This window comes from Haladaptatus marinus, from assembly GCF_051194195.1.
In genome coordinates this window covers 96,346-110,076 of sequence record NZ_JBLZNK010000008.1, presented here as the reverse complement: position 1 = coordinate 110,076, position 13,731 = coordinate 96,346, and the positions used below count along the sequence as shown (strand labels likewise).

Annotated in this window: 12 protein-coding genes and 3 pseudogenes; 10 read left to right on the top strand and 5 right to left on the bottom strand. The window is 50.1% G+C overall.

All coding sequences use genetic code 11. The annotated features are described in order from the left end of the window. Positions 1-504: 504 nt before the first annotated feature. Positions 505-744 carry a hypothetical protein gene (locus ACN2TU_RS24305; RefSeq protein WP_435159121.1) on the bottom strand — a complete coding sequence of 80 codons (240 nt, stop codon included), beginning with the start codon at positions 742-744 and terminating at the stop codon, positions 505-507. Positions 745-1,025: 281 nt separating this feature from the next. Between ACN2TU_RS24305 and ACN2TU_RS24300 the strand changes: the two genes are divergently transcribed. From ACN2TU_RS24300 to ACN2TU_RS24270, 7 genes and pseudogenes are all read left to right on the top strand, one after another. Beyond that, positions 1,026-1,445 (top strand): hypothetical protein, encoded by a 420-nt coding sequence (locus tag ACN2TU_RS24300; RefSeq protein ID WP_435159119.1) that lies wholly within the window; start codon positions 1,026-1,028, stop codon positions 1,443-1,445. 124 nt (positions 1,446-1,569) lie between these two features. Beyond that, a complete protein-coding gene (locus ACN2TU_RS24295) occupies positions 1,570-2,172 on the top strand; it encodes a DUF7437 domain-containing protein (RefSeq protein ID WP_435159117.1) in 603 nt (200 codons plus the stop codon). Next, positions 2,173-2,715: pseudogene (locus tag ACN2TU_RS27045) on the top strand (PIN domain-containing protein). It abuts the gene before it with no gap. 1,386 nt (positions 2,716-4,101) lie between these two features. Continuing rightward, positions 4,102-5,364, top strand: coding sequence for a Cdc6/Cdc18 family protein (locus ACN2TU_RS24285; RefSeq protein ID WP_435159113.1), 1,263 nt, complete (start codon positions 4,102-4,104; stop codon positions 5,362-5,364). 274 nt (positions 5,365-5,638) lie between these two features. After that, positions 5,639-5,806, top strand: coding sequence for an SOS response-associated peptidase family protein (locus ACN2TU_RS24280; protein ID WP_435159111.1), 168 nt, complete (start codon positions 5,639-5,641; stop codon positions 5,804-5,806). Positions 5,807-5,817: 11 nt separating this feature from the next. Next, positions 5,818-5,961: pseudogene (locus ACN2TU_RS24275) on the top strand (SOS response-associated peptidase family protein); the annotation flags it as partial. A 124-nt stretch (positions 5,962-6,085) separates the two neighbouring features. Continuing rightward, positions 6,086-6,379, top strand: a pseudogene (locus ACN2TU_RS24270) (DUF8170 family protein); the annotation flags it as partial. 2 nt (positions 6,380-6,381) lie between these two features. Here the strand turns inward: ACN2TU_RS24270 and ACN2TU_RS24265 are convergent. The 3 genes from ACN2TU_RS24265 to ACN2TU_RS24255 form a co-directional block, all read right to left on the bottom strand. Beyond that, positions 6,382-6,786 (bottom strand): DUF7970 domain-containing protein, encoded by a 405-nt coding sequence (locus ACN2TU_RS24265; RefSeq protein WP_435159109.1) that lies wholly within the window; start codon positions 6,784-6,786, stop codon positions 6,382-6,384. Beyond that, a complete protein-coding gene (locus tag ACN2TU_RS24260) occupies positions 6,783-7,664 on the bottom strand; it encodes a ParA family protein (protein ID WP_435159107.1) in 882 nt (293 codons plus the stop codon). The genes ACN2TU_RS24265 and ACN2TU_RS24260 overlap by 4 nt, the downstream gene beginning before the upstream one ends. A 691-nt stretch (positions 7,665-8,355) precedes the next feature. Beyond that, positions 8,356-8,664 (bottom strand): helix-turn-helix domain-containing protein, encoded by a 309-nt coding sequence (locus tag ACN2TU_RS24255; protein WP_435159297.1) that lies wholly within the window; start codon positions 8,662-8,664, stop codon positions 8,356-8,358. A gap of 726 nt (positions 8,665-9,390) precedes the next feature. On the opposite strand from ACN2TU_RS24255, the gene ACN2TU_RS24250 reads away from it, so the two are divergent. After that, the gene (locus ACN2TU_RS24250) at positions 9,391-9,810 is read left to right on the top strand and encodes a hypothetical protein (RefSeq protein WP_435159105.1); all 420 of its coding nucleotides are present in this window, start codon (positions 9,391-9,393) and stop codon (positions 9,808-9,810) included. A gap of 211 nt (positions 9,811-10,021) precedes the next feature. Here ACN2TU_RS24250 and ACN2TU_RS24245 read toward each other — a convergent pair whose 3' ends face one another. Continuing rightward, positions 10,022-10,702, bottom strand: coding sequence for an IS6 family transposase (locus tag ACN2TU_RS24245; RefSeq protein ID WP_435159103.1), 681 nt, complete (start codon positions 10,700-10,702; stop codon positions 10,022-10,024). A gap of 424 nt (positions 10,703-11,126) precedes the next feature. On the opposite strand from ACN2TU_RS24245, the gene ACN2TU_RS24240 reads away from it, so the two are divergent. Both ACN2TU_RS24240 and ACN2TU_RS24235 read left to right on the top strand, forming a co-directional pair. Beyond that, positions 11,127-12,716: a transposase gene (locus tag ACN2TU_RS24240; protein ID WP_435159101.1), complete on the top strand. Its 1,590-nt coding sequence runs from the start codon at positions 11,127-11,129 to the stop codon at positions 12,714-12,716. Between the two features lie 494 nt (positions 12,717-13,210). Further along, the gene (locus ACN2TU_RS24235) at positions 13,211-13,339 is read left to right on the top strand and encodes a hypothetical protein (RefSeq protein ID WP_435156799.1); all 129 of its coding nucleotides are present in this window, start codon (positions 13,211-13,213) and stop codon (positions 13,337-13,339) included. Positions 13,340-13,731: the final 392 nt, after the last annotated feature.

Genomic DNA, 13,731 nt, shown 5'->3' with positions numbered 1-13,731 from the left:
CGGGAAGGTGCGACCCACTACGGCTGAGCGTACAAGAACGACGGCTATCGCGTCATGGAGGAGATGGCCGAAGGTGTCCCTGGCGTGAGCTAAAAAGAGTCACGGCCTCGTAGCCAGCACGGGCCTCTCGTCTGAATATGTAGATGAGTATGGAGATGACAGCGACGGCGGTGAATGCTACAGGGCCGAGGAAGAACAACACCGTTGCAAGGAGAAGACACAGAAGGAAGAGTGGCCAATCATCGGAGCTTACAACGGTAGTCATAGTGTAAAATACTTCACAAGCATGCATAAGCTTTGTTCCACGAACTCATCTGCCAACCTGCTTGGTTTTTTGCGTACCACAAAGCATTTAATTGTGTAAGACATTATCTAGCATGTGGCGAGGCCGCTCTGACAAGTTCCGGATCTGGCGCCATCACTCCTGGTCCGTCTTTGCCCCGCCACATCCCTCTTTACAACGAATGGGTACCAATTCGTGAGCGCTGGGTAGTAACACGCTCGTTACTGCGTAGATCCGTAATCAGTGAGTCGAAGCTTCCCTTCAACTTCATAGAGATGGCCCTTATTGTACAGCCGTTCGATGATATCCTCAGCGCCCGGTCGCCCAAGATCTTCGTTCTCAACCAAGACAGCATAGGCTTGCTCGTAGGTGAATTCTTGCTCATCCGGCAGTGCTGACACGAGCGCGTCAAGAGCCTCTTGCGCAAGGGGTGAAAGTGGTGAACCTCCCTGTCCAACCATTGGTACTCACCAATTCGCGCATTCGCCACGTAAACCCTTGGAGGAGACGTTGCCCCTCACTGAGGAGAGTCCCGTGACATACTGGGATACAGACGGCATGGACGCATGGGTTTGGAAAGAGTGCAAGATCCCATGCCGTCTGTGGGGTACACGAGCTGCATTTACGACTGGAATATGCGAACTGAAGTCAGTTTCTATCCAGTATGGGGTGAAACAGAACAGAATCAAAACTCAAGAGGTGAGGCGAATCTTCTTAGGTTAGTAAACTATACTAACCACCAATGCCCAACGCAATCAAACGCTCCGGGGATGGCCTCGCACTCCAGGTCACAAAACCAGCCCGAGCCGCTAGACTCGTTGAAGAGACCGACGATGAGAACATCCGTCTTGCCACTATCCGTGTCTTTGCATTCGATGGTCTCCTTCTCGTCATCGACATTGACCGCATTACCGATGAGAATATCGTCGAACTCGCGACCTCCGCCGCGCTCGACACTGTCTCGATCCACCGAGTTGCAAACGCTTCACTGCAAATTGCAGGCAATGGGTATCAGGTGCAACTCCCCGGTGCTGCAGATGCTGGCTTTCATGTTGGTGACCGAGCACCCTGTACGCCAGCGCCAAATCTGCTCGTGATTGCGGCAGAGGAATCCGAACGAGTGGCAGCAGATATCGTGGCGATTCGACGTGAACAAGTTTGAAATTGGCAACCTACTCGGTGTGCCGGTCATCTTAACTCGAACAGGCCACTCCCTCGTACAAGCTGAGGTAACCCACGTTTGAGGCTGCGACAGAACTATACGTTTTCCGCGGAAAGTGGAAAGTATGGCGGCAACCAAACGCGATACCCATCCGATCGACACGATGCTTGCGATTTCGGATGTGCTTACCCATCCGCGACTTGCCCAGCTATACACACGTGTTCGGGAACGTGATACCGCAACGGTCGATGAACTTGCAGCGGGTCTCGACAGCTCCTCGACGACGATTTACGAGGATGTGAATCGGCTCACCGATATGGGCTTGCTCGAACGCGTGACTGAGACGCAGCCCCATCGCTATCGAGCGCCGCATCTCTCGATCACTGTTGCGGCTGATGAGGGCTCGTACGAAATCACACCAACACTGATCGCCGCTCTTGCCCGCAGCACGGACAATCAAAATCTCGACCTCTACCGTGATCGGCATGGCACAGCAGGTCTCGCAATTGCGACAGAGTATGCACGTGCGTACGTCAAAGGCAAGATGACGTCACGAATCATGGCTCGTGAGTTAGATCTCTCCGTGCTTGAGGCCGAAACCATCCTTCAAGAACTTCGTGAGATCATTGTCGATGTAGAGCCGGACGCCCAGGACGATCTGGATCTCGATGCAATCGACGCACAGGTAGATATTGATAACGAGGATCTCCCAGAGCATTCCGAATAAATGCCCCTCTCAATTATCCCGGATACTGAAGCCCATATCGCCGATACAAATCTCTTCATTGCTTTTGGTCGTCCTGAGTCCGGTCGATTCGCGCTTCTAGAGCGTATTGCCCACGAACACGATATCGTGTTCACAATTCCACAAAAAGTGTACGAAGAGTTGGGTGGTTGACCGGAAGGATACACGACAGCAGATGAGCCGATCGATCTCGCACTGGATCGTGGGTGGGCCACATTCGCGGATGAGATTGCGTATTCGAATCCGGTCGTTTCGAGTACGATGGATATCGTGCAGCGCTACATCGCTACTGCAACGGAACAGGACGCCGATACGGTGGAAAAGGCTGACTCTGCAATCGGTGGCGTCGCAGCACAACTCCTCGATCAAAACAAAGCGAAGTCGGTAACGGTCTACACCGCCGATAAAGCTGCTCGCCGTGGAATTGAGTTCGCACTCACAAAGCATGGATACGGTGACCGAATCAAGACCGTCGATACATTCGCGCTTCAACGTGAAGCACGAGAGAAATACGAATCTCCGTAACGTCTTCGTCACTTCCTTTGCGGTAATCGAAACCGTCTCTGTGTTTCGTCGAAAACAGATGGAACGGGCGCATGCATACGGTGGAATGGAAGGTGCCCGTGACCTCATCACTTACCTCGCCGAGAACGAAGTTGCGTCAGTTCGTGATTTTGCACGACTACTCAATCGCAATAAGGGGCAAGTGAGTCGTGACCTCGAAACGCTGACCTGCCATAGTGGGGTTAGAGTTGGCGTCGCCCTGGATATTAAACAAGCAAGCCGTTCTCTCGCCTTTTTCCTTAACGCGACAGTATTGAGCACCACCTCGACTTGCGATACTTAGCGAGGCCACACCACCTTTGCACGTGAACGAAAACAACGTTCCATGAGCAGAACACACCACTCTTGCATGTGAACATCGCCGCATGACCAGTTCAGATAGAGTACTGGAACCAGAGAGAACCACTCTTGCAAGTGAAACTAATCGCAGAAAGGGGGAGGGGATGAGAAATACATCTAAACCACGGATACAACTGAACGAGAGAACTAACTCGTTCAAATAACTAACAAAAGAGGCAGTCGCACACCACTGCTGCAAGTGAACTCATGAGTGACTGTCGGTACTGACCGAAGAGGACAAATTCACGGAGACTACAACACTTCCTGGAGATTCAGCGGATAAACGCTGTATATCGCCTGTTTTCACTTGAACAGGTGGTGTGTCAGACAATATGTCAACGCTTTAATTTTAATTGTGCACTGTTGTTTTGTTACTAGACTCTCTCTTTCTAGCTTCACTTGCAACAGTGGTGTCTGATGAGGGTGGGCAAGTAGTACCGATTTAATCGGCTATAGTTTTCACGTAGCTATTGATGTGAAGTACCACGAGCCGGGTGCTCCGTGGAACTCTCGCTGTATCTTCTTTAGAAACACTTCCGACGAATCCCCACACCCCTTGTTTTCAGTGAAAACAGGAGTCGGTTTCTAATCTCGTGAAAATCGAACGCATTCCACTAGAGAGACCCCTCGTTTTCAGTGAAAACAGAACCGCTAGCTGATTCTCAACTACTCTACTAGTTTAACTAGAAAGTATAATAAGTACCTATGGGTAGCAGCAATATAGGTATCGCTATTATGAGAGGGAAAGTTGGTTGCAGTGGTCGTATTTTTCACTGAAAACGTGGTGTCTGACGATGAAGCCATTCCTCTTCTTTTAAGTTATTGTATTCGAGTCGATTAGAGTAGCCACTCACTCGATTGGTTTCACTGAAAATGAGGGGTGTCTCTCGTCGCTTTTTCTCCGCCAATCGTCCATATTCATACACTCACTATACTCGTTCTACTCTTTTCACTGAAAACGGGGGAGCGGTAGAACTAAGATGTTCCTTCTTGAAGAGTTGTAATAACGTGCCAAACGATCCTATCCCCACGCCGGATCCAGAAGATCTCGCTGACGATCCACTTACCAAGCGTAATGACTCTATATTCGCGCGTCGTGAGCTACTTCGAATTGGCCATGTTCCTGACAGCGACCGCATCGTCGGTCGTGACGCGGAAATCAAAGATATAGAGGAGTTGCTCCAACCAGGTGTTTTCGGCGATCCACCCGGAAATGCGATTGTATACGGGAAAACGGGGTCGGGAAAATCGCTAGTCTCCCGACACGTCACAGGACGTGTTCGAGCGATCGCCCAAACTAATGACGTCTCTCTCATTTCTGCCTATATCGATTGCGATCAAGCAAACACCATTACTCGCGTTGCTCGATCTCTTTCCCAACAAGCTGAATATCAATCTACTCGCTCACTCGGTATTCCAGATAAGGGGATCGGATCGAGTGAGTACATGGATTACCTCTATACGCTCCTCGACGACGCTGATGTCCTCATTGCTATCATCGACGAGATCGACAAACTGGGTGACGATGAGATATTATTCAAACTCTCGAGAGCCGAAGAGAGTGGTAAAACGGGTTGCTATATCGGCGTCGTTGCGATTAGCAACAAGATCGAGTATTACGAGAATCTCGACGAGCGTGTGAAGTCCAGCTTCCAAGACGATGAACTCGTCTTCCATCCGTATGATGCCGGGCAAATCCGTGAAATTCTGAACAAACGGCGAGATGCATTCCAACCGGATGTTCTCGAAGATGGTGTTATCCCACGCGTAGCAGCGCTTGCCGCACGTGAGCATGGTGACGCACGGAAAGCAATTGAAATTCTTTCGAGCGCTGGAAAGCTGGCTGCTCGGAATGGCGATTCTAGTGTCACAGAGGAGCATGTCGATGCAGCACAGGATTATGCGGAAATGTCGCGGTTCCAAGAGCTAATTCGAGGATCGACTCCCCATTCGAAATATGTCCTATTCGCGCTCGCCTATCTCCAGAAATCTTCCCTGAAACAAGCATTCAGCACAGGCGAGATCTACCGTGTGTACGAAGACGTCTGTAAGAGTGAGGGAACTGATCCCCTCAGTCACCAGCGAGTGCTGGAACTGTTGAAGGAATGGGCCTTTAGTGACGTCACTGAAAATCGACATACTGGCGGTGGCAAGAGTGAAGGGAGCTATCGGGAACACTCCCTCTTGCGCGACTCGGATATGGTTCTCGATACTGTATTTGAACAGCCAAAAACGAAGCAGAATATCGTGTCTGACCTTCAAAACAGTTGATCCTACGTTGAACATTCAAGAAGGCTGTTGATGGTTCAAATTATCTATACCAGCGATATTAGTATTCAATACTAACCTCGAAACGTTCTATTCTCGAGTATGTTCTCCTTTAGATCAGCAGAGAACTGGTATGTAAGCGTATTTCGCAAATTTTCTGACCCCTGCAATGTCTGCGATTCTCACGATTCTCACGATTCGCACGATGTTTAAACACTCAAAAGATTAAACGACTATAACTACGAGTTTTTTTCGACCGAGTCCGCCTAGAAGTTGTATGTGTAGGCAAACGTCGCTTTTCATCACGCAGAATGACCTTGAAGACAGATTTTACGCCCCTGTCGTCACCGATGGAGGCTATCGACCTCGCTTCAATATCACACCTGCTGATTCACTTGAGGTCGTCTCGAATGAGAAACCCGGGGCAATCAACCAGCTCACGTAGATGACGTCGCGTTCGCGATGGCTGGTCTCTGGAATGAGTGGCAGGGTGAGGACGTCAAATCACTGCGTACGGTGACGATTCTGACGACCGAGGCAAACGATGTTATCGAACCAATTCATGATCGGATGCCCGTTGTTCTTCCCAGGGATGCCTAAGCAACATGGCTTGTTGCTGGCCCTGAGAAACGGCGAAAGTTGTGCCAGCCATCGGCAACTAGTAACCTGACGGCCTATCTGGTCGCTACGTTCGTGATTGACATCCTCTGATCAACGACGCTCATTCCGACTTCTGGCAGACTATACCGATTACATTGTCGGTGTAACCGAGCACGATCGTGGTGGCTTTCTTGTCGAGCAGGGGTACTTCACTGCGTTAGAGATCTATTTCACAAAGACGTGGGTTTTCCAGTGTGACTATTCCGACATAGTCCCTAATGAAGTTGACACGAACGTCAATTTTGAGAAGTCGTATAGTGGAATGCAGACTGCAATCTTTGATATGCTAGATGACACAGGCCGTCTGTGTGTTTGGCAGACCGAGGACGAGCTTTTAGAATGTGCTGAAGCGCTTCCCAGCTACTGTTCTTCGTCCATACCGCGTGCGTCAAGGATTAACTGTGCCATCTCTTCGGGATTTTTCGCCGCTAACCGAACCATCGCATCGTGAACCTCACGGCTCTCGTGATTCCGAACGCCTGCATCCCGCAACTGTCGCGTCATCTCTAGATCTCGTGCATCCTCAAATTCCTGCCACGATTCTTCGCGTGTGTAGATACTCCGTCGTAGATTTGAAGAAAACTCGAATGCAGGTGTCTTTCGTGGATCTTTTGGTTCTTCTGCAATTTTCGATTCGTGAGACTCGTGCGATTCGTTCGATGTTTGCGATTCTTCAGAATCCTCAGACTCGGACGAACTGCTCGAAGTTGATGTCTTCTCTGCTCCCTCGTTGATTGCATTTTCGAGATCGTCAAACGCCGTCATTTGTGCACCACCTCCCCCTGCTCGACGATTTGAGCGAGTTCGTCGTAGGCTTCGAGCTGATCGCACGTCTCATCGTAGTCTCGAAGTGGAACGCCTTCATCGTGCGCACGATCGATCGCCGCTCGGTGTCGAATCCCCGGCAGATTACCGTTTTGTTTCCCTTGATCGATCGCTTCCCACTCATCATTGGTTATTCGTGCATAGTTCGGTACGAGCTTTGAAACACCATCCCGATTGTTGATCTCCTTGAGGAGCGACCGGTCGCGGGTATCTTGGTCGATACGATCTTGTAAGTCCGTGGGTGTAATCGCGAGGATGTTCAACTCAAAGTACTGCCGTGCTTCTTGAACGAGCCGTTGAACAGTGCTAGAGAGCCCGCTTTCATATCCGCTCTCTGCGCGAAGGGGGATGATAATGTTCCCTGTTGCGTACATGGCGTTGTCGTTCAACTTCCCGCGATTTGCTGGACAGTCGACCACAATGTACTCGTACTCGTCACCGAGTAGCGGATTGATGAGGTTCTCCTTGAGTCGTGTCGTTCCCATTGTCGCTTCCTTTAGCCCACTCTGGACGTCTTCGAGTTGCACGTGGGCAGGGAAAATATCGAGCCCGTGGCTTACTGTTTGAATGTATTGCGTTGGATCCTCTCCGTTGATAAGAACGGCTTCGGCATGATTCTCTTCGGCACTATACTGCTCTGTGAATCCGAGGTTCTGGCTCATGTGGCCGTTGTCGTCGAGGTCGACAACGAGAGCTGAGCCGTTTCGATGAGCTAACTCACGAGCGAGGTTAATCGCCGTCGTTGTCTTTCCGAACCCGCCTTTGAGTACGCCGACAGAAACGGCGCGCGGTTCTCCGCTGTTGTGTTCCTCTGCCATGATTGATTCTCCTGCACTCCACGATCTTCACGAATCGTGAGATTCGTACGAAACGTAAACATCCTACGAATCTTGAAGTTCGTAAACTTCGCGAGTGCCTCTGTTCCAACTATCTCATCAGAATTGTATAAATGTTATGTGCGAATCGTACGAATCCCGGGAATCGCAAACATCGTACGAAGTCTACAGGTGGAGCGTACGGCCTTCACCCTCGGGACTTGACCCTGAGACGGTTCACTGTACAAAATCTCCTTCACCAGTTCACAAGCTGAGAGACGAGCTGCCCCTAACGGATTCTACGAATCGTACGAATCGCAAACATCGTTCGAATCTCGAAGTTCGTAAACTTCGCGAGTGCCTCTGTTCCAACCATCTCATCAGGATTGTATAAACGCTATACGCGAATCGCACGAATCCCGCGAATCGTAAACCTCGCGAGAATCTTAAGCTACGAGACTTGCCGTCGTCGGTTCAGGGGCTAAGAAACAAAGCTATTCTAGTGAACTGTACGATTCCTACGAATCGTAAACTTCGTACGAATCGCAAACATCGCACGACTTTCAAAGTACGTGGTCTTCTTACGTCGGCTCAGAGGCGAGAAACAAGGCTGTTCAACGAACTCTACGAATTGTGAACATCGGACGAACTTCTCACATCGCAATTAGCGATATACCCAAACTTATCCCATATGCTAGTTTGCGCCAAGTCGTGATAGTTGTGCCATGACTGCATCTGTCCATCTGTCCAGCTCCTGCTGTAGCCACTCCGTGGTTTCTGCAAGTGGTTGAGCAACATACAAATACCTGACACCACCACTACTGACAGTGCGTGGATACCGAGTGACCAACTCCTGTTCATATAGTGGCTGCAGTTGCTTACCAATCGTACTCTGATCACGGTCGAGAATTTCCGCGATTTCAGCGATCGTGCTATGTGGAGAATCGAGAATGGTGAGGTATACACGAAATGATGCTATATGTACTCCACAGACCGTGGCCATCGTCTCTGTGAGCTCCAACTCGGATTTTTCATCCAGTAGCTGTTCGAATCTCGCTACACGTTCATCTGGGAGTACTGTCCCTTCTGTCAACTCACTACTTTCTGAAATGAAGTGAAATCAGAGCATTCATTCGGCGAATAACCCAGTATTTCCTCCAAATCAGAGTAGAGGTGACATCACCCACAAACCGATTAACATAGCGTTATCGGCAATCTCGCTACGGATCACAGCAGTCTAACACACAAGAATAGTGCCGAACGACCGTTTACAGAAATCTGCCCTCCGAACTAGGGCAACTTCACAACTTCGGAGGATGAATTTGATGCGTGCCTTGATTTCACATTCTCACCCAATGAATCATATCTCAGTTTAGTGTGAGGACAACCAGAACAGACTCATCTCTAGTACAAGGGTGACGCTGAAAACTCAGAGCCAGTCGAGGCGTTCATCAGCATGATTTTCTTCAGCTCCTGCAGCAGTCGAATCTCCTCGAAACGTAGGTCCTTTCTAACCATGTTCGTCGTCGATGTACGTGTTCCGCAATTGAGCCCCTATGTGAATTTCACCTAGCGTTTCGACAACTTCAATTACGTGAGAGAGATTGTTTCTTTCACTGCTCATAGAAACCACCGCTAGAGGACTTTCAACTCTTCCAATTCATAAGCGGAACTATGTTAAATTTACGTGACCAGTAACTTTACCATGTTTTAATTAGTTCTACGTACTATGAATCGACGAGATTGTCTGTCGCTGCTGGCAATTGGAGGGATCACCAGTCTCTCTGGGTGTTCTAGTTTAGAATCTTTCGGACAGAAAATGGAACTGCAATATGTTCAACTTGAAAATCATAATCCTAAACCACGCTCGTTTAACTTACTTATTATTTCTAATGATAAAATAAAGCATTGGGACACATATTCGTTAAAGGGAACTGACGAGGTTGATGGAATTGATCAGAAAACAATACAAGGAAAATGGCCGGAGAAAATGGAGTCATTCACCCTCTATGTCAGAATTGACAGAAACACCAATTGGACAGAATTTTCTACAGAGGAAAAGAAAATTGACGCAGCTTGTTTTGGCTTAATTCCTACTTTAAACCCGGATGGTGAGTTCATAATCGATCGGGGAACCTGTAAGCAATAGCAGCAATATTCTCTTGAATCAGAGTTTTTGATTGGTGGGCACTGTCTAGTTTAGCTCCTCCTCGACAGGGGTTCGGTTGACAAGTGATTGATGCGTGCTTCGTTTCGTACATTGTAGGTTGGTACCATCTCTTAAAGAGAGAACAAGTAATTCACGTTACTGGGCTACACTTTTGACAGTTTAGCACACTGATCCTGTATGGGGGCACTGTCTAGTTTAGCTCCTCCTCGACAGGGGTTCGGTTGTTGAGCGATTGATGCGGTCGCTGATGGTTATAGTAATGCACAAACTGTTCAAGCCACTGCTGAACGCTCGGCCGACTGCCCACCCACGAGGTATGAAAGCGGTCGATACGCTGTTTGAGCGTGTGAAACCATTTTTCGATCAGGTTTCGCTCGGTATAGTCAAGGTGACCGCTCAATCCAATTCGAAAGAGGGCAGTCCGATAGCCGTAGCCATCAACGAGAAACACAGTGTCAGAGAGATCGTGTTTCTCGGCCAATCCAGACAGAAACGCAGCCGCTTGATCGGTCCCATGCCGATCAAACACTTTGACATCGAGCAGTAACTTTGTTTCTATGTCTATTGCAGCGTACACCCAAGACCACTCGCCGTTAATTTTGACAGCGGTTTCGTCAACCGCGACCCGCGTCGGCGTCGCCGACGGCGGGTCGGAGACGCTGTCAGATACCCGATTAACCCATTGGAAAATTGCTTGATGCGACCGTTTTACGCCGAGGAGTGCGAGAATCCCTTTTGTTTCCCTGAGTGAACAACCGGTCGCGTGGAGCCGGACGGCGAACACCCTGACGGGCGTCGCCGTCCGCTCACGCTCCCAACATTCAAGCGTAGCCGTCTCTAAACTCTTTTTGAGCAGGTTTGAGAGTAGCATGAATCACTAGCTCTTCAACCTGCTCGTCCTTATCTAGACAGTGCCTGTATGGGTTATATTACAGTGATTCCGAATATTCTGGATCCCTACATCACGTCGAACTATGTGCCACTGATCTAGAAATGTTGAATTAATTTTGGGATGGTTGGTTGGGGAACTCGACTACGAGCCGAAAATTGAATGGGAGAACGGCCGTTCTTGAATCAAGGAAGGTTAATGTATTGACTGAAAGTATTTGAGAAAGGGGCGACTCAACCCACCTCTATGAGGATCAACACCCTTACGCAAGAGCTATTATCCCTTCTATTGTGAGAGTCACGACGGATTTTACTCTTGAGTATGGCGTTCCAAAAAAGCCGAACCCGTGAGCAGTGCAAAGAAAGAGCCATCACCACCGTATAGTGTTTATTGGTAAGACAAACCGATGGAACAGCGTGGCCGCCGATTGACCGACGCATTTGTCGCTGCCCTCGAACTCCGCAAGCACCTCCGTGAAGGTACGGATTTCTGTGCTGCACTCACCGATCTTGAGCTTCAGATCGAGACGCTCGAAGACGGCTACCCGGAGTGGCATCCCGCACCGTACTCGTTTCGTGGAATGCTCAAGCTCTTCCTCTACCGGGAAGTCACTGGGGACAGCTATCGCACCCTCACACGACACCCGGAACTTGCGGACGTATTCGGGCTCAAACGCATCCCCGATGAGTCAGTCCTCTCGCGAACGTGGCGTAACCGCTTCGACGACGATGTTCGTGGATTCATTTACGCCAGCGCACACTGCTTGGTCAAGGAAATCTACAATGAGGTGCTCTCTGTGCCTGAAGCCCGGCCACTTGAGGAAGTAAAACAGTTGTCCGAGGATGGTTCTGAATCAACGGAGGATGCGACCGAGTTCTCCGATGAAGAGATCTACCGAACGACACGGCTCGCTCGTGAGCACGGCTTCAGTTCGTTCGACTCTGGGAGAGCTCAGAATGTGACGTACGAAGATACGCGATTTTTCGAGCTTCAGGCGTTTATTGGAATGGTCGGCTGTGGCACGTCACAAGGTGCGGCTCGATTCAAATTCCGTCGGGGAAAAGAGTACGGCCCTCACGGTGACACGCACCTCCGTGCAGTCAAGCAATTCGACCCGGAGAGTCTAATCGAAGGATTTCAGCAGGCGACAGAACGACTCCTCTCGGTAATTCAATCGGAATCCTCGTTTCGCCGTCCAGTCACCATAGCGATTGATATTACGACCATTCACTACTTTGGTAACGTAGAAGGAATGCCGATGGTCAGCGGGACGAAAGACGGTGAAGGTCGAGCATTCAAATTCGCCACACTCTCGATTGTCGGCTGGAATATACCGTTGATTCTCGCTGTTGAACCCGTCCGTGAGAGCTCCTCGTGGGACGAGAACCCGCCGAATCGGATTCATCGTGTAGTCCGACGACTCGTTCGACGTGCACAGGAGCACGTCCCCATCGAGATGGTGCTGTGCGACCGGGAGTTTGACTCGAAAGCAGTGTATCAGACGCTCTCGAACCTCGATGTGAACTACCTTATCCCGAAGCGGGTTCACAGTGCTGAGCGAGAGGCCATCGAGACGATGGACGAAAATGGGCAGGAGGTCGCCGTTGAATCGGCGTCTGTCCACGTCGAGCATGGCTCACACGCGATACAGTTTCTGTATGTTCCCTCAACGAAAGGTGAGGGAATAGCGGTCTTTGCGACGAACCTCTCAGTCGGCCCCAAGGAAGCAGAGACGTTCTGTCATCGATACAGCCGTCGCTGGCAAATCGAGAACGAGTACAAGAGCATCAAGAACGACTTCCTAGCGAAGACCTCATCCAAGGACTACCGAGTTCGGTGGTTCTACTTCGTGTTCGCGGTACTGCTGCATAACATCTGGCGGCTCACCGATTTCCTGTTGAAAGCGGGTGTCGGTGGAGAGATGGACTACGCCCCGGTTCTGACAGCTGGTGAGTGCGTCGAGTTGGTTTGCTCAGCGCTACTTCCGCCGGATTAGCGCTGTACACCGACTCGGATCGCCCATCGTGAGTGGCGACACACTGCGAGAGGTCGGATTTCAGGCTGTTTTCGTGCATTCGATGGCATCTCACCGAGAGAGATAGTTGATGCCCCACCAATGTGGGCCGTCCGAGCCACGATAAGTCCTGAAAACACGCGCTAACACTCCATCCTCCGAAACTGACACCTACGATTTGGTATAGCTGTATATGATTTATGCATGTCCTTCATACCGGGTATCAGGGTTATGGGCCTTCAGACGGTGTTTTACAATGGAAGTGGTGGTGTTTAGGTTACTGCCGCATATTTTACTAAGCGGAAGTGGAGGGCCCCCGGAGGTACCCATCGAAATTATGTGCGAGCGTTACTTGACGAAAACCCAGCCGTCAGTACTGTTCCTCTGCGGCGCAAGATCGACAATTGAAGCTTCGAACTCACTCCCCGATTACTGGTTCCAGAAAGCTTATTCCAGACGTGTCGAAGTCAGCAGGTATGGAAAAACCAGTCGATATGGCTCTCAGAACGGTGCTGGCAGTCGTTGGCTTGCTCTTCGTGTTAGCGATCCTGTTTGGGGGTGAGATAGACGAAGACGCCGGCGTGTTATTCGTTCCTGAACAGTAGGCTGGTCCACTATGGGTATAATCTGAACCGTTCGGCTTCAGGAGCGTCTGCACAGTCTGCATAGCGTATCCGTTTGTCTCTCCGCGGAGAACGTGCGAGATTGCGGTGCACACTGGTCTCAGCTGTGGTGTCCATATCATTGCACCTGGGAAGGCGATTTTCTGCCGCCTAAATCCATAAGCGGAAGTAACTACACCCCGGGACCCTCGAATCGATCTGTGCTCAGTTCGTACGGACAAAGATCTTCTCGCGCGATGATTTTACCTTCTATGCCACGGCTTCGTCGCCGACACTGTACAGGAAGAAGACTATCATTCGGAGCAGGGAATGTGATTCCCGAGTGATTCGACGGCACGTTCACAATGAGGACACCGAATAGACGAACTGCTCCC

Coding starts and splice junctions, on each gene's coding strand:
- ACN2TU_RS24305 (WP_435159121.1), bottom strand. CDS start 744: ATGGTTGGACAGGGAGGTTCACCACTTTCACCCCTTGCGCAAGAGGCT.
- ACN2TU_RS24300 (WP_435159119.1), top strand. CDS start 1,026: ATGCCCAACGCAATCAAACGCTCCGGGGATGGCCTCGCACTCCAGGTC.
- ACN2TU_RS24295 (WP_435159117.1), top strand. CDS start 1,570: ATGGCGGCAACCAAACGCGATACCCATCCGATCGACACGATGCTTGCG.
- ACN2TU_RS24280 (WP_435159111.1), top strand. CDS start 5,639: ATGTGTAGGCAAACGTCGCTTTTCATCACGCAGAATGACCTTGAAGAC.
- ACN2TU_RS24265 (WP_435159109.1), bottom strand. CDS start 6,786: ATGACGGCGTTTGACGATCTCGAAAATGCAATCAACGAGGGAGCAGAG.
- ACN2TU_RS24260 (WP_435159107.1), bottom strand. CDS start 7,664: ATGGCAGAGGAACACAACAGCGGAGAACCGCGCGCCGTTTCTGTCGGC.
- ACN2TU_RS24255 (WP_435159297.1), bottom strand. CDS start 8,664: ATGGCCACGGTCTGTGGAGTACATATAGCATCATTTCGTGTATACCTC.
- ACN2TU_RS24250 (WP_435159105.1), top strand. CDS start 9,391: ATGAATCGACGAGATTGTCTGTCGCTGCTGGCAATTGGAGGGATCACC.
- ACN2TU_RS24245 (WP_435159103.1), bottom strand. CDS start 10,702: ATGCTACTCTCAAACCTGCTCAAAAAGAGTTTAGAGACGGCTACGCTT.
- ACN2TU_RS24240 (WP_435159101.1), top strand. CDS start 11,127: ATGGAACAGCGTGGCCGCCGATTGACCGACGCATTTGTCGCTGCCCTC.
- ACN2TU_RS24235 (WP_435156799.1), top strand. CDS start 13,211: ATGGAAAAACCAGTCGATATGGCTCTCAGAACGGTGCTGGCAGTCGTT.